The sequence below is a fragment of the Aureimonas frigidaquae genome (assembly GCF_001463905.1).
Classification (GTDB): Bacteria; Pseudomonadota; Alphaproteobacteria; order Rhizobiales; family Rhizobiaceae; genus Aureimonas; species Aureimonas frigidaquae.
The window spans coordinates 14,796-31,717 of the sequence record NZ_BBWR01000011.1 but is presented as its reverse complement, the minus strand read 5'-3'; the positions used below and the strand labels follow the sequence as shown (position 1 = coordinate 31,717).

The window sequence follows — 16,922 nt, the reverse complement described above, 5'->3', positions numbered from 1 at the left end:
TGAGACATATCCGCTGCGCCGCAGCATGGAATGGCAAGATTTCGTGGCGTTCGGACACAGGTGGAAAGGATGGCGTGATGACGTTGGTCACGCATCGTGAAGATCGGTCCGAAAACCCGGTGACGTCGCCGGACGACGCCACGACGAGACTGCGATCGGACAGGGCGGCCGGGACGCGCCCGGCAGAATCCTATCCGGCTTTCTTCCATGGTGTCGGCTTTGCCATGGGCCCGGTCGGCATTTGCCGGAAGACGTGACGGACCGTCGCAATCTGGCCCGCAATGGGGCCCGCAATGGGGAATATGTCATGCGACAGCTTCTACTCGCCTTCCTGGCCATCACGGCTCCGCTCGCCGCGCAGGCGGCGGAGGGGGCCGGTAACGGAACCTCCTTCGTGGAGAATTTCGACCGGCTCGATCTGAAGCGCTGGTATGTGGCGGACGGCTGGTCCAACGGCGACCACCAGAACTGCACCTGGTCCAAGCGGCAGGTCGGCATCTCGGACGGCGTGCTGAAGCTGGCCTTTACACCCCGCAAGACGGGCGATCGGAACTTTGCCTGCGGCGAGATCCAGACCAACGGCGCCTTCCGATACGGCACCTACGAGGTGCGCATGAAGACGGCTGCCGGGTCCGGCATGAACTCGGCCATGTTCACCTATATCGGCCCGACCCACGGCAAGCCGCATGACGAGATCGATTTCGAGGTGCTCGGCAAGGATCCGTCCAAGGTACAGGTCAACCAGTATGTGTCCGGCGAAGGCAGGAACGAGAAGCTGGTGGAAGTGCCGGGGGGCGCGGAGGCGGCTTTCAACGATTATGCCTTTGTCTGGGAGCCCGACCGCATCCGCTGGTATGTCAACGGCACGCTGGTCCACACCGCGGACGACCCGGCCCGTCTGCCCACCCATGCCCAGAAAATCTACCTCTCGCTCTGGGGCAGCGATACGCTGACGAGCTGGATGGGCCCCTTTGAGGATCTCGGGACCCGGACCATGGAAGTGGACCGCATCGCCTTCACCGCGCTGGGAGAGGAATGCCAGTTCCCGCAATCCCTGGTTTGCGGTGTGGACATATCGGCACGCTGAAGTCATAGAACTCCCGGAATGCTGTGCTGCAGCATTCATGTTGCAAAGCGGAATCTTTCGCCGTAGCCTTGAACGCGAAAGATCGAACGGGATCACCGCCTTATGGCCAATATCCTCTACCTCGTGCACGATCTGACCGATCCCGCGGTGGCGCGGCGCGTGGCAATGCTGGAAGCCGGGGGTGCATCCGTGGTGCTGGCCGGCTTTACGCGGGGGACCCCCCCGGAGCGTGTCGGCCGTACGCGGCCCATGAGCCTCGGCACCACGGCGGACGGTCGTTTCGCACAGCGCATCGCCATGGTCGGCAAGGCCGTCCTGACGGCACGCGCCGCGCTTGCCGGCACGGAGCGGCCGGACGTGATCATTGGCCGCAACCTCGAAATGCTGGCCGTGGCGCAGCGTGTCGCCGCGCTGCAGCGCACGCGTCCTCCGGTCGTCTACGAGTGCCTCGACATTCACCGCCTGATGCTCGGCACGAGCATGGTGGGGCGGGCCATGCGCCTGGCCGAGCGCCGGCTGGCCGGCCGGGCGGCCCTGCTTATGACGAGTTCGCCGCGCTTCCTGGAAGCCTATTTCGAGCCCCGCGGGCAGGCCCATATTCCCACCCTCCTGGTCGAGAACAAGGTTCTGGAACTCGGGCCCGCGCCGCACCGCGCAGCAACGGCCGATCTGGTGCCAGGCCCGGGCGCGCCGTGGCGGATCGGGTGGTTCGGCGCCCTGCGCTGCGCCAGGTCCTTCGATATCCTGTCCGCCTTCACCAGGGCATGCGAGGGGCGATACGAGGTCCTGCTACGGGGGCGGCCGGCGCGTGACGTCTTTCCCGACTTCGAGGCGCGGATCGCGAAGGAGCCCTTCATGCGATTCGAAGGGGCCTATCGCAATCCGGAGGATCTGGCCGGGCTCTACGGCTCGGTCCAGTTCACCTGGGCCATCGACTTCTTCGAGGCCGGCATGAACTCCGACTGGCTTCTGCCGAACCGCCTCTACGAGGGTTGCCGGCACGGTGCGGTGCCGATCGCCATGGCCGGAACGCAGACCAGCCGCACTTTGGCGCAGATGGGGCTCGGCATCCACCTCGACGCGACGGAACCGGCACGGCTGGCGCAGGCGCTGCCTGCCGACGCGGCGGCCTATGCCGCCCTGCGCGACGCGGTGATGGCGCAGCCCGCGGCGCGGTTCGCCTGCGGTCCGGACGAATGCACCGCGCTCGTTCGCCGGCTGACGGGCCTGGCAGCGACCGGCCGCGCGCCGCTTCTGGCGGAGGCCGCATGATGGCGCGCTGTCTCATCGTCGTGCCCTGCCTGAACGAGGCCGCCCATATTGGCGGGCTCGTTGCCTGGCTGGTCGAAGCCGCCGAGCGGCTGGACGGGCATGTCGTGGTGGCGGATGGCGGCAGCACCGACGGCACGCTCGCCATCCTGGCCGCGGCGGCGCAAGCTGCGCCGCGCCTGACCGTCTTTCACAATGCGCGCCGCATCCAGAGCGCCGGCGTGAACGCCGCCGTGGCGCGGTATGGCGCGGATGCGCAATGGCTGATCCGGGTGGACGCGCATGGCGACTACCCTGAGGATTTCCTGGATCGCATCCTCGCGGATGCGGAAGCTCATGCGGCCGACAGCGTCGTGGTCGGCATGGTGACGCGCGGCGAGGGGCTGCGGCAGAGCGCGGCGGCCATGGCCCAGAATTCCCGGCTCGGCAATGGCGGCTCCGCCCACCGGGCGGGGGCGGCCGGACATTGGACGGACCACGGGCACCATGCGGCCATGCGGATCGATGCGTTCAAGGCCGTGGGCGGCTATGACGAAAGCTTTAGCCACAATGAGGACGCGGAACTCGATCACCGTCTGCGCATGGCGGGTAAGCGGATCTGGATGACCGGCGCAACGGCGATGACCTATTATCCGCGCACGAGCCTGCGCGCCCTGGGGCGCCAATATTTCGGCTACGGCAAGGGCCGCGCCATGAACATCCTGAAGCACCGCATGACGCCGCGCCTGCGGCAGATGATCCCGGTCTTCGTGGCGCCCGCACTGCTCCTGATCCTGCTGGCGCCTGTGTCGCTCGCTTTCCTGGTGCCGGCGCTGGCCTGGGCGCTCCTGTGCCTCGGCTACGGGCTGGCGCTCGGTCTTCGCGCCGGGCGGCCGGCCACGGGTGCTTTGGCCGGCGTGTCGGCCATGATCATGCATGCCGCCTGGTCGGCAGGGTTCTGGCGGGCCGTCCTGACGCTGCCGCGCCGCCGCGAGGCCCTGGCATGACGGCGCTCGTGGCGGACCGCATCGATATCGGCCTCTGCACCTTCCGGCGCCCGCAGATCGTCGAGACGCTCGCCTCCCTGTCCCGGCTGAGGGTCCCGGACGGGATGTCGCTGCATGTCATCGTGGCCGACAACGATACGACCGACAGCGCCCGCGCAAGAGTGATGGCCGCCGCACAGGATTTTCCGCACGGACTTACCTATCTCCATGCCCCGGCCGGCAACATTTCCATCGCCCGCAACGCCTGCCTCGACGCCGCGCAAGGCCGCTACATGGCCTTCATCGACGATGACGAGACGGCGACGCCGGGCTGGATGGCGGCATTGCTGGCCACGGCCCGCCAAACGGGGGCCGCCGCGACGCTCGGCCCGGTGAAGGCCCATTACACTGAGGGCGCCCCCGGCTGGATGCGCAAGGGTGACCTCCATTCCACGCTGCCCGTATATGTGGGCGGCGCCATTTTGACCGGCTATACCTGTAACGTCCTGTTGGACCGCGCCGCGTCCTCCGTGGCGGGGCGCCGTTTCGACCTTTCGCTCGGCCGATCCGGCGGCGAGGACACGGCTTTCTTCACGGGCATGGTCCGGGATGGCGGGCAGATCGCCGAGGCGCCGGACGCGCTTGTCGAGGAGGTGGTCCCGCCGCACCGGGCCAGCTTTCGCTGGCTGGCGGAACGCCGTTTCCGCATGGGGCAGACGCATGGGCGCATCGTGATCGGGCCGGGTAAGCCCCTGCGCCAGGCCGGGCATCTGGCCCGCGCCCTGGCCAAGGGTGGTTACTGCGCGGCCCTTGCGGCGGCAACATGCCTGCGGCCGGAGGCCTCGCGGCGCCACGCCCTGCGGGGCGCGCTGCATGTGGGGGTCGTCGCCGGTCTTCTCGGTGTCGACGCGATCGAGCGATACGGCCTGCCTACCCCGCGCGCGGGAGCTACGGATGCAACCTGACGTCAGCTTCATCATCCCGGCATGGCGGGCGGCCGACACGGTCGGCACGGCGCTCACCTCGGCCCTGGCGCAGACGGGCGTCAGCGTCGAATGTATCGTGGTGGACGATTGCTCGGGCGATGGCACGGCCGATGCGGCGCGTGCGCTCGGCGATCCGCGTGTGACGGTCCTGTCCCTGCCGGACAATCGCGGGCCGGCTGGCGCGCGCAACGCGGCGCTGGAGCAGGCGCGCGGCCGCTGGATCGCGGTACTGGATTGCGACGACCGCCTATTGCCCGACCGCCTGCACCGCATGATCGCCCGGGGCGAAGCGCGCGATGCGGCGATCGTCGTCGACAATCTGATCGTGGAGGAAGCCGGGCAGGGGCGCCCCATGTTCCCGACCCGGCACCTGGAGCGCCTGGACACGATTGCGCTCGACCGGTTCATCCTGTCGAACCGGATCTTCCGCAGCCGCTTCAACTACGGCTACATGAAGCCCATCCTGCGCCGCGATGTTCTGGAACGCCATGCCATCCGCTACCCGGAAGCGTTGCGCATCGGCGAGGATTTCCTCTTCATGGCCTCCGTCATGGCCTGGGGCGGCACCTGCGTTGTGGAGCCGAGTGCCGGCTATGTCTATGCGATCCGCCAGGGCTCGATCTCACGCGTGCTGCACCCCGAGCATGTGGAAGCGCTGATCCAGGCGGACGAAGCCTTCCAGGCGGCGCACAGTCTTAGTCCTTCGGCGCGCCGCGCCATGCAACGCCATGCCAAGAGCCTTGCCGACGCGGCGGCCTTCCTGGCACTGGTGGAGCATCTGAAACAGGGGGCCATCGGCCGAGCGTTCCGCCAGGCCATCGCCAACCCCGTCGCATTCACCCATCTGCGCATGCCGATCCAAGTCCGGCTGCAGCGGCTGACCCGGCCGCGCCTCGGCTGATGGCCGGGCCTTCGATGCAATCCACAAAGGCGCTGGCAAGAACATGAACCAGAACCATTTCCCCATGCATGGCAAAGTTCAGGTGCTGCCGCCGGTGAACGAGCGCAAGGACGAATTCATCGATCTGGACCGGCTGTATGGCATGGTCCGGCGCAACTGGAAGCTCGCGGCGGCCGGCGCCGCGGTGGGCCTGGTGCTGGGTGGGCTCTATCTCCTGACCGCTCCGCCGGTCTACACGGCCTCCACCCGCGTGCTCCTGGACGACGATCTCGGCCGCTTCGCCGAAGCCGATACACAGGCGCGCAACCCGCTGCAGATGGACTCGGTCGTCCTGAACCAGGTGGAGATCCTCAGCTCGTCGCGCCTTGCCCGGACGGTGGCGCAGGACATGGGCCTGGCCGACAACGCAGCCTTCCTGAACCCGCCGCAATCGGCGTTCGGATGGCTGAAATCGCGCCTGCGGGGCGTCATCGAGCTCGTCTCTGCCGGCCCCGAACTGACCGAGGAAGAAATGGCCAATGCCCGGCTCGGCAAGGCCCAGGCGCTGCTCCAGCAGGGCCTCGATGCCGAGCGCGTCGGCCGCAGCTTCGTCATCGAGCTGTCCTTCCGCGCGTCGGACCGTGTCCTGGCAGGGGATATTACACGCGCCTATGCCAGGGCCTATCTGGCCGACCAGCTCGACGCCAATTTCGAGGCCACGCAGCAGGCCACGGCCTGGTTGCAGCAGCGGCTGGACGAGTTGCGCAGCTCGTCCCAGACGGCGGCGCTGGAAGTGGAGCGCTTCCGCGCCGAAAACGGGCTGACGGCCGCGCGCGGCGAACTCATCTCCGAACAGCAGCTCAGCGAGTTGAACGGCCAGCTCATCCTGGCCCAGGCGGAAACGGCACGGGCCCAGGCTCGCTTCCGGCAGTTCCAGTCGATCGTGGATTCGGGACCGGAAAACGCCGTCCAGAACGCGACCATCTCCAGCACCGAGCAGCCCGGCACCGAGGCCATGGTGGACCTGCGTCAGCGCTACCTGCAGGTGGTGCAGCGCCGGGCGGGCATTGTCGAGCAGTTCGGCGCGGAGCATCCGCAGGCCGTGGCCCTGGCGCGGCAGGAAGCCGATCTGACGCAACAGATCTTCCGCGAACTGCAGCAACTCGCCAACAGCTACCGCAACGAGTACGAGGTCGCCCAATCCCGCGAGAGTTCGCTGCGGGACAATCTCGCCCTTCTGACCGGCCAGGCACCGGAAACCAACACGGCGCTCGTCCGGCTGCGCGAGCTGGAGCAGCATGCCAACACGCTGTCCACCCTCTACCAGACCTTCCTGACACGCTACGAGGAAGCCTCCCAGCACCAGTCCTTCCCCATCGCGAAGGCACGCGTCATTTCGCCCGCCGGCAATCCCGTCAGCCCCTCGAGCCCGCGGCGGACCCTGACGCTGGCGCTGTCGCTCGTGCTCGGCCTGATGGGCGGGGCGGCCGTGGCCGGCATTCGCGAGCTGCGTGAGCGTGCCTTCCGCACCGGCGGCGAAGTGCCCCATACGCTCGGGCTGCGCTTCTTGGGTTACCTGCCGCTCTTCGACCGCGCCATCCTGTCGGCGGCGGCGGCCCGCGCCGCGCCGCTGTCGGACGGCGAAGCGCTGATGCCGCCGGAACTGCGCTTCGCCTCCATTGCCCCGGGATCCAGCATGGCCGAGAGCCTGCGCCATGCCCGCATGGTGGCGGAGGCATCGCTTCCGGATACGGCATGCCGGGTGATCGGTTTCGCCTCCGTCCTGCCGGGCGAAGGCAAGAGCACGAGCTCGGCCAATTTTGCCGCGCTCCTGGCCGCGAGCGGCTACCGGACCTTGCTGATCGATGCCGATATGCGCAATCCCGGCCTCAGCCGCGCGCTTCTGCGCCCGCCGCAGACCGGCCTGTCCGATGTCCTGTCGGGTGCGGCGCCGTGGCACAATGCCCTCCTGCAGGATCGCTATACGGGGGTGGTCATCCTGCCCTCCGTGCCGCAGACGCGCTTTGCGCCGACGGCCGAGCTTTTGGCCGGCGCCGCCACCGGCACGCTCCTTGCCGAGGCGCGGCAGCATTTCGACTATGTCGTGGTGGATCTGCCGCCGCTCGGCGCCCTTTTGGATGCCCGCGCCTTCGAGCCGCATTGCGACGCTTTCGTCATGGTGGCCGAATGGGGCAAGACCCCGCGCGATCTGGTCCGGTCGGCGCTGGAAGGCCAGCGCGAGATCAACTCCAAGGTCCTGGGGCTTCTGCTCGCCAAGACGGATATGAAGCGCCTGGCGCTGTACGGCACGCCGGACGGGCCGGAGCAGTATGCCCAGCGCTACCGCGCCTACTATACCGAGGAAGCCTGACGCTCAGGCGATGGCCGGCCGGATGCTGCCGCCCGGCCGGTTCGACAGGAAACGCCCGGTATTGTGCCACAGGCGCAGGCCCGTCAGGCGGCCGGTGAAGCAGGCGCCCGTATCGATCCCGATGCGCCGCTCCGCCTGGACGGGCTCGTCCCTCGGCGTATGACCATGAACGACGATGCGCTCGCAGGCCGCCGACCGGCGGTAGAAGGCGTCCCGCACGGTCGCCAGATCCCAGTCCGATTGCCGGCCGAGTGGCTTGTCCGGCCGGTAGCCCGCATGCACGAAGCGAAAGCCCGGCATGTCCACCAGAATGGCAAGGTGCCGCAAGAAGGTCTGGTGCGTCTGCGGTATGTTCTGCCGGATGAGTGCATCGCGCTCGGCCGGGCTGGAGATCTGCTGCAGGCGGGTCAGGTCCAGCCCATAGGACGTAAGCGTCTTGTCGCCCCCGTAGCCGAGCCAATCCTCGAGCCTCGCCCGGCCGTCCAGATAGTCCAGCATGACCAGTTCATGGTTGCCGGCAAGGCAGAGGCGGGTCATGTCCTGCGCCAGCGGCTGGATGAGATGCTCGATCACCTGCGCCGAGGACGGTCCGCGATCCACGTAGTCGCCCAGCATGATAATGCATTTGGGGCCTGGAAAATGCGCCGCGTCGCGCAGGATCTCCCGTTCCAGGTCCAGAAGGGCATCGAGGCTGCCATGGACATCGCCCACGGCATAGACCGGGCCTGTCGGCCAGGGGAGGGAGAGCCGCGCATGGACCTTGCGGCCCGCCCGATCGGATCGCCCGGAGCGCATCGACAGGAGGCGCGACAGTGTCTTCATCCGATCAGGTCCTTTCGCGGATGATCGACGGGCGGAACGGCACGTCGGTCATTGCAGCGCAGTCTACCCTCGAACGTTTTCGGACGGGCGGACAGGCCGGATCGGAGCCTTTATCATGCTTTCCACGCGGCATCGCGCACATAAAAGCCGTATTTTCAGATGCCGCTTCTTGACGAAGGGCCGTTGCGCTTCACTTCCTGTGCCGAAGGTCTTGTTCAGGAGAGTGTTATGGACGGCGTAGGTTGGATTGCGGCAATCATCATCGGCGGTCTTGCAGGGTGGCTGGCTACGATATTCATGAAAAGCGATACGGGGGTGTTCATGAACATCATCCTCGGCATCATCGGAGCCGCGGTCGCGAGCTTCCTCTTCGGTCTGTTGGGCGTGTCGTTCGGCGGCTGGCTCGGCTACCTGATCGCCGGCTTCATCGGCGCCTGTATCCTCATCGCCATTGCGCGCGCCCTTCGGGGAAACCGCGTCCGCCACTGACGCGGACTTGCGGTTGATAAGGAACTCTTCGGCCCGCCCGGCATTGTCGGGCGGGTTTTGTTTTGCCGGCTGACGAGGTGGGACGGGTATGGCGACGGGTCTTCTGGCACTTCTGGATGACGTGGCGGCCATCGCCAAGGTGGCGGCGGCCTCGCTCGACGACGTCGTGGCGCAGTCCGGGCGGGCGGGGCTGAAGGCTGCCGGCATCGTCATCGACGATACGGCCGTGACCCCGCGCTACGTGGTCGGCTTTGCCGCCGAGCGCGAGCTGCCCATCGTCTGGCGCATCACGCTCGGCTCCTTGCGCAACAAGCTTTTGTTCCTGCTGCCGGCCGCCTTGCTCCTCAGTGCATTCGCCCCATGGCTGATCATGCCGCTTCTGATGCTGGGCGGTTTCTACCTGTGCTACGAAGGCGCCGAGAAGCTGCTCGAATACACGATGCCGCATGCCGGTCCCGATCCCGCGGCAAAGCCGGTGGGAGACGCCCTCGCACAGGAGGACGCGAAGATCGCCTCCGCGATCCGGACCGACTTCATCCTGTCCGCAGAAATCATGGCGCTGACGCTCGCCACGATCGATGCCGATTCCATCTGGATGCGCGCCGTGGTCCTGGCGGTGGTCGCGGTCATGGTCACCGTTTGCGTGTATGGGCTTGTCGCCATCATCGTGAAGGCGGACGATGTCGGTGTCGCCATGGCGGCAAGCCGCGTGCGCACGCCGGTCTTCGGGTCGGTGGTCCGGGGTATTGGCCGGGGCCTCGTCAAGGGCATGCCGGGGTTTTTGAAGCTGCTGGCGGCCGTGGGAACCGTCGCCATGCTGTGGGTCGGTGGCGGGATCCTGGTGCACGCACTGGAAAGCTGGCAGGTGAACGCGCCGGGCCATGTCATGCACGCGATGTCCGATGCCGCCGCGCAGGCGCTGCCACAGATCGCCGGTGTCGCATCTTGGGTGGCGGGCGCCTTCATCGCCGCGCTCATCGGCCTGGCGGTCGGTCTCGTCATCGTCTTTCTGGTGCACCGGATCGTGCAGCCGGCGCTCGGCATGCGCGGCGGCCATTGATCGGCCGGCTCAGCGGCTCCCGGTCACGTCCGCCTGCGGGCGGGGCGGCGTCTGCCGCGTCGGTGTCCGCACGGTGGGTGCGGTCATGGCGGCGGGGAGCGCGGCCGCACCATTGCGCGTGCCCGTGCCGGTTCCAGTGCCAGTGCCAGTGCCGCGCAGGGCATTGGCCTCGATCCAGCCGGTGAAAATTCCCGCCTCCACCCGGCGCCATGTGCCCCGGGCCTCGATGACCTTCAACGCCCTGCCGGCTTCCAAGGTCGTGCGCACACCCGAGCGCGCGCTCGGCTCCGCGTGGAGGGGCGTGCGGGCAGCGGTCAGGGCCGGAGCCCGACCGCCCGTCGGAACAGCGGCGACACGGGGCGTTGGCAGAACGGGCCGAACCGTCGGCCGTACCGGCACATTGGCCGCCGGGACGGGATTTGCCGCCGGAGCCCTGGCCTGCCCGGACGCGGCGTCCGGACTCCTGCGGGTCGGTTCCGCAGGCGCGCGGGATGCTTCGCGGCGGGGTGCGGGCTCGACCTTGCGTTCCGGCGCGGGACGGGCGGCCATGCGCGCCGGCTCTCGTTTTGGCTCACCGGCCAGAAGCGCCTCCACGCGGCTTTGCGCCGAGCGGAACAGGGCGGGATTGGCGCCGTGCACCGCCAAGCCCACCGCCACGATTGCGGTGAGCCACCACCCGGCTCCGATGCCGGACCGTTGCGGCGCGGCGCGTCGGGCCGGTTTGCGTCGCGTCTTCTTGACCATCAGTCCCCCGTCGGCATGGTGGGCAGGATGGCACGCGCTTCGTTAACAAAGACCGACCTGCAGGCCCGGCTTGACCGCCCATTCATGCCACCTTAGTCAGGCGCCTTTACGCGAGCGGGACGTGTCCTAGCTTTTATCGCAACGCAGTGTGTCGGGTGTGCAGAATTGCTGGCATTGGTCGTCGAAGACGAGCCCATGGTCCGCATGGCTCTGGTGGATTTCCTGGAAGACAACGGCATCACCGTCCATGAGGCGGCGAGTGGTGACGATGCCTGGGACATGATCGAGCGTGGAACGGGCTACGACGTCGTCTATACGGATGTGAACATGCCCGGCGGGATCGACGGGCTGGACCTGGCGCAGAAGGTGGCGCGCCGCGGCGGGCAGACGCGCATTGTCATCCTGTCCGGGCGTCAGCACCCCGGCCGCGACGCGCTGCCGCCGGGGGCCGTCTTCCTGGTCAAGCCCTATCGCTACGAAGAATTGCTGGCATTGGCTGCCGCCTGATCTCCGGTGGGGACGATCTCCTCCAGCCGTCCGGTCAGTTCGAAGACGAGGCCCGTCGGCTCGAAGCTCAACTGCGCCGCCCCCCCGAAATAGCTGGCCACGATGCGTTGCAGGAGCCGCGTGCCGAAGCCGCGCCGCTCGGGCGCCGAAACGCTCGGGCCGCCCATTTCCGCCCAACGGAAGGTGAAGGCGCCATCCTCCGTCGCCGTCCAGCCGATGGAGACATGGCCGCCCGCAGCGCTGAGCGAGCCGTATTTCCAGGCATTGGTGGCGAGTTCGTGGATGGCCAGGGTCAGCCCCATGGTCTGTTGCTCGTTCAGGAAGGCTTGCGGCCCCTGAACGCGGATCCGCTCGTCCTTGTCACGATGCGGCACAAGGGCCGCTTCCACCGTATCGGCGATGCTGGTGCTGGTGGAGACCGATCCCGTCAGAAGATCCTGGGCACGGGCCAGCGCCGACAGGCGGCTCGCCACGGCGTTGCGCGCATTTTCGAGCGAGCTCGCGGTGCGGAAACTCTGTCCGACGATGGATTGAACCACGGCCAGCGTGTTCTTCATGCGGTGCGACAGCTCCCCCGTCAGCACGGCGCGCCGCCGGTTCGCCTCCCGCAGCTCCTCGATGCTGGCGTCGCGCTCGGCGATCAGCCGGCGCATTTCGAGCTGCGCCACGGCGGTGCGCGCCAGCATGCGCAGCGTGCGGATCTGATGTTCGCTGAGGCTGCGCGGGACGGTGTCGAGGACGCAGATCGTCCCGAGTGCGTGCCCGCCGGGCGATGTCAGAACCGCGCCGGCATAGAAGCGAAAGCCGGCCGCGACGATGTCGGGATCCTGCGCAAAGCGCGGATCGGCCAGCGCGTCGTGAACCAACAGCAGGGGGCCGGCCTCTACGGCATGGTCGCAGAAGGCGATCCGATCCGGCATGCGCGCCGTGTCCAGCCCCAGCTCGGCCTTGCGGAACTGGCGATCCTGCGCCACCAGATTGACCAGCGCCATCGGCGCCTCGCAGACATCTGCGGCAATTTTCACCAGGTCGTCGAAGTCGGTCTCGGCGGGCGTATCCAGAATGCCGTAGGACACGAGCGCGGCCTGGCGCGCGACCTTGGCATCGTCAACTGCGGACATATCGCCTGGAATGACCCGACCTCCTGTTTCGACCCTTGAAAACACTGTGACACTTTAGCGCAATTTCACCGCGTCGGGCCGCAGCAATCAAGTCTTAGCTAATCATAAGAGGTAGCCTATCGGCAAAGGATTTCCGGGAGTGCGGCGCGCTCTTCCCAGCCCGCGCTTTCGAGCTCCGGCACGTTCGAGGATTGACGGGGGTAACCCACGCAGAAATAGCCGATGAAATGCCACGCCGCGGGCGGCGTCAGCGCGGCGCGGACTTCGTCCGGGTTAAGGATCGAGACCCAGCCGAGCCCGATCCCCTCGGCCCGTGCGGCGAGCCAGAGCGTGTGCAGCGCCATGACGGTGGAATAGTCCAGCGTCTGTGGCATGGTGCGGCAGCCGAGCCCGTGCCCCTTGCGGGTCGCCCGATCGCAGAACAGGGCAAACTGGCACGGCGCCTCGTCCAGGCCGGCGAGTTTGAGCCGGGCGTAGAGTGCCGCCCGCTCACCGGACAGGCTGGACAGGGCATCTTCATTACAGCGCTCGAAGGAGTTGCGCACCGCCCGGCGTGCGGCAGCGCTTTCGACGAGGACGAAACGCCATGGCTGGCTCAGCCCGACCGACGGCGCACAGGCGGCCTGCGCCACGAGCCGCTCGAACGTGCCGCCGGGCAGGGGTGTCGTCTCGAAGCGCCGCACGTCGCGGCGCCATTCCAGGAGCCGAGCGAAGTCTGCCCGGAAGGCGGGATCGAAGACCGGTTCGTGCCCCTCGTCCATCATGCGGCTCCGTCCTTCCAAGGGGCGCGGCAGGGCTGCGCCGTTCCGCCGCAACTTGGCCCGAATGGCGCGGCACAAACGGTGCTTGCCTCACTGCGACGGCAATCACAATGGAGCGTGCCGAACGACATGACGATCGTCCGCGGTGTTTCGGCGGCGTTTGCCTGCCTGTTCGTCCTGCCGGTTCTCCTGGGCCTGGGCTGGTGGTCGCTGGGCGATCATCCTGCAAGCTGGCGCAACGCAAGCTGGAGCTCGGCCGGGCTTCTGCCGCCGCCGGAGCGCGGCCAGGCCGCCATCTATGTTCTGGCGGCCCGGACCGGCGGGCTGAAGGGGGCGCTCTCCGTGCACAGCTGGCTGATCCTCAAGCGCCCGGACCAGGACCGCTACGAGCGCTACGACAAGGTCGGGTGGGGCATGCCCATCCGCCGTGACCAGTACGAAGCGGACGGCTACTGGTACTCCAACCCGCCCTTCATCGTGCATGCGGTGACAGGATCGGACGCAATCGCCATGCTGCCGCAGTTCGACGCGGCCATCGCGGCCTATCCGTACCGGGAAATGGGGGCCTACCGGATCTGGCCCGGACCCAACTCGAACAGCTTCGTGGCCTATGTCCTCAATGCCGTCCCGGGCTTCGGCGGCCGATTGCCACCCAATGCGGTGGGCAAGGATTATGCGCCCGGCTGGGGCACCTTCGGTCTGACACCCGACGGGCGGGATTTTCGCGCCTCGCTCGGTGGCTATGCGGGCGTCACGGTCGGCACCGCCAGCGGGATCGAGGTCAATCTTCTGGGGCTTGCCGCCGGCATCGATTTCGAGCGGCTCGGCATCAAGCTGCCGGCCGTCGGAACGCTCGCCTTGCGTTGACCCATCGGCCTCGTAGCGGGCCGCGTTCGGCATGCGACAATTTATTGCGCGGCCGGGCCTTGGCGCTGCTCGCTGACGTCTGTTGCGCGCCTATATGCCTCCTGCGACCGATCAGTGGAGGATTGCGGGAATGAGCGAGCTGCGCAGCGACCGAGTTCCGGCAGCCGCTACCGCCAAACCGGCGGACATGGCGCAGCGCCCGGCACAGGGTGTCTCGGCCGTCGTCATCCTGATCGCGGCAGCGGCGATTCTCTACGTCGCGCGGGACGTACTCCAGCCCCTGGCGATCGGCCTGCTCCTGACCTTCGCCCTGGCGCCCGTCGTGTCCTTCCTGCGCAAGCGCCATGTGCCGCGCATCCTGGCCGTGGTCCTGTCGGTCGGCTTCGCCTTTGCGCTGATCGGCGTCTACAGCGCGGTGGTGGGCGCGCAGGTGGCGGGGCTTGCCCAGAACATTCCGAGCTACCAGGCCAATATCATCGCCAAGGTGCGCAATCTGCAGGAAATGGGCGCGGGAGAGGGTATTCTGTCACGCATCACCACCGCCGTGCAGAATGTGGGGGCGCAGTTGAACCAGGGTCAGGCGGTCGTGGACGCGCAAGCCCCCATGCCGGTGGAGATCATCGACCGTACGAGCCCCATCACCACGCTTTTGAGCTATATCGTCCCGCTGATCAGTCCCTTCGCCACGCTCGGCCTGATCATCGTGCTCGTCATCTTCATGCTTCTCGAACGCGAGGAGCTGCGCGACCGCTTCATCCGGCTTGTCGGCTATGACGATCTGCACCGCACGACGCAGGCGCTCCAGGATGCCGGGCGCCGTGTGGGGCGCTATCTCCTGGCGCAGCTTCTCGTCAACACGCTCTATGCCGTGCCCATCACGGTGGGTCTGTGGCTTCTCGGCATTCCCAATGCCCTGCTCTGGGGATCGCTCACCCTGGTGCTGCGCTTCATCCCCTATGTCGGGCCGATTCTCGGCATGGTCCTGCCGCTCTTCCTGGCCGTGGCCGTGGCGCCCGGCTGGAGCCTCCTCTTGTGGACGGCAGCGCTCTTCATCGGCATGGAGCTGATCAGCAACAACATCGTGGAGCCCTGGCTCTACGGGTCGCGCACGGGGCTGTCCTCGCTCGCCATCATCGTCGCGGCAATCTTTTGGACATGGCTTTGGGGCCCGCTCGGCCTGCTGTTGTCGACGCCGCTGACGGTGTGCCTGGTGGTGCTCGGCCGGCATGTCCCGCAATTTTCGTATCTGAACGTGCTCCTCGGCAACGAGCCGGTGCTGGAGCCGCATGCCCGGCTGTACCAGCGCCTTCTGGCGGGCGATCCGGAGGAGGCGACCGACCATGCGGAGACCTACCTGGCGGAAGAGTATCTGGTGGACTTCTACGACGAGATCGGCGTCCCGGCGCTGATCCTGGGGGAAAAGGACCGGCAGCGCGGCGTGTTGAGCGATGTGCAGCGGGTTCAGGTCCGCGACACGGTGCACGACCTCATCGCCAATCTGAACGATATTGCCGAGGAAGAGGAAAACGACGTCGAGGCCTCGGAAGACGCCAAGGTCGAATGGACCAAGCGCCAGGACACACTGGCCTCCGCCGCCCCCGACGGGACGGGCAAGACCGTCCTGTGCATGGGCGGGCGCGGCGATCTCGACGACGCCGCCGCCATGATGGTCGCCCAGTGCCTGGAAGTGCTCGGCGCGGAGGCCGAGACAGCCAATCACCAGACGCTGCGCCTCGACCGCATCCAGGCCTTGCCGAGCGTCAAGGCGGACGCCATCGTCGTCGTCTACCTGAACCCACGTTCCTTGCCCCAGGCGCGCCAGGTTGTGCGCCGGTTAAAGCGCATGCGCCCCAACATCCGCATCGGCCTCCTTGTGCCCGACGCCGCGGAAGACCGCGGGGCGGCCATGTCCCCGGATACGACCAATGCCGACTTCGTGGCAGGCTCCATCGCGCAGGCGATCGGCGAAGCGCTCTCCGACACTTCGGCCATCCCCCTGCGCCAACCGCAAAGCCGCATCGGCTTCCAGCGCAAGCGCCTGGAAGCGGGCGCAGCGTGAGCAGGTGGCTGTAAGGCAACGCAACTTTTATGGGAGCGTCTGGTGCTGCGAGAGAGGATTGAACTCTCGACCTCTCCATTACCAATGGAGTGCTCTACCACTGAGCTACCGCAGCTATCGACGGCGCGTCTATTGCATGATGACGCACGGAGCGCAAGGCGTTCGATGCAAGTTTGCGACGGGGCAACAAAGGGGCTGGACAGGGTTCCGGCGCTTGCCTATAAGGCGCCCATCCTCGGGTTGCGGACCCGCTGAAAAGCGGCGCGCGAACCCGAAATGCCTAGGTAGCTCAGTTGGTAGAGCATGCGACTGAAAATCGCAGTGTCGGCGGTTCGATCCCGTCCCTAGGCACCACCTACTTTTCAGAATCATATGTCTTCTGGCCAAGCTTGCGGCTGAGCGCACGCCGTGCGTAAGCCCGTCGCCTTCTCGACCAGCGGCCTCGGCTTCTTGCCGTCGGGAAGCACTTCTTGCAGATGCTGGTAGACTACATCGGCTGAAAACGGCTTCAGGATAAAGCGGGCGCCCTCCGGCATCGCGCCGGGTTCGGGCTTTGCCATGCCGGATGCAACGATGATGCTGATGTGCGGCCAGCGTTCGGCGGTCAGTCTGGCCAGTTCGAAGCCGTCCCGCTCGCTCGGCGGCATCTGGACGTCGGAGAACAGGAGCTGGATGCTTTCGGCATTCTCCTCCAGAATCGCCACCGCCGCATCGACATCGGCAGCCTGAAAGGTTCTGAAGCCCGCATCCTCGAGAATCTGGCAGGCGTCCATGGCAATGAAGGCGTCGTCGTCCGCGACAAGAGCGAAGGGCGAATAATCGTCGACCATTGTCTGTCGGACCTCCGGTTTGCACGGGGCTAACGCCACGCACGCGCCAATCGATCCGCACGGTGCGGCATACTGCCCGTACAGCCAGCCCCGATCGAGAGGCG

16 protein-coding genes and 2 tRNA genes are annotated in these 16,922 nt (G+C 67.2%); 12 read left to right on the top strand and 6 right to left on the bottom strand.

The genetic code is table 11. From position 1 onward, the window contains the following. Nucleotides 1–307 precede the first annotated feature (307 nt). The 6 genes from exoK to AUL30_RS11680 all read left to right on the top strand — a co-directional run bounded on the left by exoK (nt 308) and on the right by AUL30_RS11680 (nt 7,558). Entirely contained in the window at nt 308–1,087 is a 780-nt protein-coding gene (gene exoK, locus AUL30_RS11705) for an endo-1,3-1,4-beta-glycanase ExoK (RefSeq protein ID WP_062228212.1), read from the top strand. A gap of 102 nt (nt 1,088–1,189) precedes the next feature. Continuing rightward, nucleotides 1,190–2,359 carry a glycosyltransferase family protein gene (locus tag AUL30_RS11700; RefSeq protein WP_062228075.1) on the top strand — a complete coding sequence of 390 codons (1,170 nt, stop codon included), beginning with the start codon at nt 1,190–1,192 and terminating at the stop codon, nt 2,357–2,359. Further along, nucleotides 2,356–3,342 carry a glycosyltransferase family 2 protein gene (locus AUL30_RS11695; RefSeq protein WP_062228074.1) on the top strand — a complete coding sequence of 329 codons (987 nt, stop codon included), beginning with the start codon at nt 2,356–2,358 and terminating at the stop codon, nt 3,340–3,342. Before AUL30_RS11700 ends, AUL30_RS11695 begins: the two co-directional genes overlap by 4 nt. Further along, on the top strand, nt 3,339–4,286 hold the full coding sequence (locus AUL30_RS11690; protein ID WP_062228073.1) for a glycosyltransferase: 948 nt from the start codon (nt 3,339–3,341) through the stop codon (nt 4,284–4,286). The genes AUL30_RS11695 and AUL30_RS11690 overlap by 4 nt, the downstream gene beginning before the upstream one ends. Continuing rightward, complete coding sequence (locus AUL30_RS11685) at nt 4,276–5,208, top strand: glycosyltransferase family 2 protein (protein WP_062228072.1); 933 nt, start codon at nt 4,276–4,278, stop codon at nt 5,206–5,208. The genes AUL30_RS11690 and AUL30_RS11685 overlap by 11 nt, the downstream gene beginning before the upstream one ends. Before the next feature lie 43 nt (nt 5,209–5,251). After that, a complete protein-coding gene (locus tag AUL30_RS11680) occupies nt 5,252–7,558 on the top strand; it encodes a polysaccharide biosynthesis tyrosine autokinase (RefSeq protein ID WP_062228071.1) in 2,307 nt (768 codons plus the stop codon). 3 nt (nt 7,559–7,561) lie between these two features. Here AUL30_RS11680 and AUL30_RS11675 read toward each other — a convergent pair whose 3' ends face one another. Further along, a complete protein-coding gene (locus AUL30_RS11675; RefSeq protein ID WP_083507888.1) occupies nt 7,562–8,380 on the bottom strand; it encodes a metallophosphoesterase in 819 nt (272 codons plus the stop codon). Nucleotides 8,381–8,608: 228 nt separating this feature from the next. On the opposite strand from AUL30_RS11675, the gene AUL30_RS11670 reads away from it, so the two are divergent. Then, nucleotides 8,609–8,869, top strand: a complete 261-nt coding sequence (locus AUL30_RS11670) for a GlsB/YeaQ/YmgE family stress response membrane protein (RefSeq protein WP_062228070.1) — start codon at nt 8,609–8,611, stop codon at nt 8,867–8,869. Between the two features lie 88 nt (nt 8,870–8,957). Continuing rightward, a complete protein-coding gene (locus AUL30_RS11665) occupies nt 8,958–9,929 on the top strand; it encodes a DUF808 domain-containing protein (RefSeq protein ID WP_062228069.1) in 972 nt (323 codons plus the stop codon). A gap of 9 nt (nt 9,930–9,938) precedes the next feature. On the opposite strand, the gene AUL30_RS19415 is transcribed toward AUL30_RS11665, so the two are convergent. After that, entirely contained in the window at nt 9,939–10,673 is a 735-nt protein-coding gene (locus AUL30_RS19415; RefSeq protein WP_083507887.1) for an SH3 domain-containing protein, read from the bottom strand. A 195-nt stretch (nt 10,674–10,868) separates the two neighbouring features. On the opposite strand from AUL30_RS19415, the gene AUL30_RS11655 reads away from it, so the two are divergent. Continuing rightward, nucleotides 10,869–11,180 (top strand): response regulator, encoded by a 312-nt coding sequence (locus AUL30_RS11655; RefSeq protein WP_083507903.1) that lies wholly within the window; start codon nt 10,869–10,871, stop codon nt 11,178–11,180. Here the strand turns inward: AUL30_RS11655 and AUL30_RS11650 are convergent. Then, entirely contained in the window at nt 11,147–12,301 is a 1,155-nt protein-coding gene (locus AUL30_RS11650) for a sensor histidine kinase (RefSeq protein WP_062228066.1), read from the bottom strand. The genes AUL30_RS11655 and AUL30_RS11650 overlap by 34 nt on opposite strands. Before the next feature lie 116 nt (nt 12,302–12,417). Further along, nucleotides 12,418–13,065, bottom strand: a complete 648-nt coding sequence (gene bluB / locus AUL30_RS11645) for a 5,6-dimethylbenzimidazole synthase (protein WP_244490805.1) — start codon at nt 13,063–13,065, stop codon at nt 12,418–12,420. A gap of 126 nt (nt 13,066–13,191) precedes the next feature. Here bluB and AUL30_RS11640 point away from each other — a divergent pair, with 126 nt between their 5' ends. Then, nucleotides 13,192–13,929 (top strand): DUF3750 domain-containing protein, encoded by a 738-nt coding sequence (locus AUL30_RS11640; protein ID WP_062228065.1) that lies wholly within the window; start codon nt 13,192–13,194, stop codon nt 13,927–13,929. A 130-nt stretch (nt 13,930–14,059) separates the two neighbouring features. Beyond that, a complete protein-coding gene (locus AUL30_RS11635) occupies nt 14,060–15,988 on the top strand; it encodes an AI-2E family transporter (protein WP_062228064.1) in 1,929 nt (642 codons plus the stop codon). A 40-nt stretch (nt 15,989–16,028) separates the two neighbouring features. Here AUL30_RS11635 and AUL30_RS11630 read toward each other — a convergent pair. After that, nucleotides 16,029–16,103: transfer RNA gene (locus AUL30_RS11630), tRNA-Thr, on the bottom strand. A 163-nt stretch (nt 16,104–16,266) separates the two neighbouring features. Between AUL30_RS11630 and AUL30_RS11625 the strand changes: the two genes are divergently transcribed. Next, nucleotides 16,267–16,342 (top strand) — tRNA-Phe (locus AUL30_RS11625). Between the two features lie 14 nt (nt 16,343–16,356). On the opposite strand, the gene AUL30_RS11620 is transcribed toward AUL30_RS11625, so the two are convergent. After that, the gene (locus tag AUL30_RS11620) at nt 16,357–16,818 is read right to left on the bottom strand and encodes a response regulator (RefSeq protein WP_062228063.1); all 462 of its coding nucleotides are present in this window, start codon (nt 16,816–16,818) and stop codon (nt 16,357–16,359) included. Nucleotides 16,819–16,922: the final 104 nt, after the last annotated feature.

Bases quoted from the DNA above. Each gene is read 5' to 3' on its own strand.
- AUL30_RS11655 (WP_083507903.1), top strand. From the start codon at position 10,869: ATGGTCCGCATGGCTCTGGTGGATTTCCTGGAAGACAACGGCATCACC.
- exoK (WP_062228212.1), top strand. From the start codon at position 308: ATGCGACAGCTTCTACTCGCCTTCCTGGCCATCACGGCTCCGCTCGCC.
- AUL30_RS11690 (WP_062228073.1), top strand. From the start codon at position 3,339: ATGACGGCGCTCGTGGCGGACCGCATCGATATCGGCCTCTGCACCTTC.
- AUL30_RS11685 (WP_062228072.1), top strand. From the start codon at position 4,276: ATGCAACCTGACGTCAGCTTCATCATCCCGGCATGGCGGGCGGCCGAC.
- AUL30_RS11640 (WP_062228065.1), top strand. From the start codon at position 13,192: ATGACGATCGTCCGCGGTGTTTCGGCGGCGTTTGCCTGCCTGTTCGTC.
- bluB (WP_244490805.1), bottom strand. From the start codon at position 13,065: ATGATGGACGAGGGGCACGAACCGGTCTTCGATCCCGCCTTCCGGGCA.
- AUL30_RS11680 (WP_062228071.1), top strand. From the start codon at position 5,252: ATGAACCAGAACCATTTCCCCATGCATGGCAAAGTTCAGGTGCTGCCG.
- AUL30_RS19415 (WP_083507887.1), bottom strand. From the start codon at position 10,673: ATGGTCAAGAAGACGCGACGCAAACCGGCCCGACGCGCCGCGCCGCAA.
- AUL30_RS11620 (WP_062228063.1), bottom strand. From the start codon at position 16,818: ATGGTCGACGATTATTCGCCCTTCGCTCTTGTCGCGGACGACGACGCC.
- AUL30_RS11665 (WP_062228069.1), top strand. From the start codon at position 8,958: ATGGCGACGGGTCTTCTGGCACTTCTGGATGACGTGGCGGCCATCGCC.
- AUL30_RS11670 (WP_062228070.1), top strand. From the start codon at position 8,609: ATGGACGGCGTAGGTTGGATTGCGGCAATCATCATCGGCGGTCTTGCA.
- AUL30_RS11635 (WP_062228064.1), top strand. From the start codon at position 14,060: ATGAGCGAGCTGCGCAGCGACCGAGTTCCGGCAGCCGCTACCGCCAAA.
- AUL30_RS11700 (WP_062228075.1), top strand. From the start codon at position 1,190: ATGGCCAATATCCTCTACCTCGTGCACGATCTGACCGATCCCGCGGTG.
- AUL30_RS11675 (WP_083507888.1), bottom strand. From the start codon at position 8,380: ATGAAGACACTGTCGCGCCTCCTGTCGATGCGCTCCGGGCGATCCGAT.
- AUL30_RS11650 (WP_062228066.1), bottom strand. From the start codon at position 12,301: ATGTCCGCAGTTGACGATGCCAAGGTCGCGCGCCAGGCCGCGCTCGTG.
- AUL30_RS11695 (WP_062228074.1), top strand. From the start codon at position 2,356: ATGATGGCGCGCTGTCTCATCGTCGTGCCCTGCCTGAACGAGGCCGCC.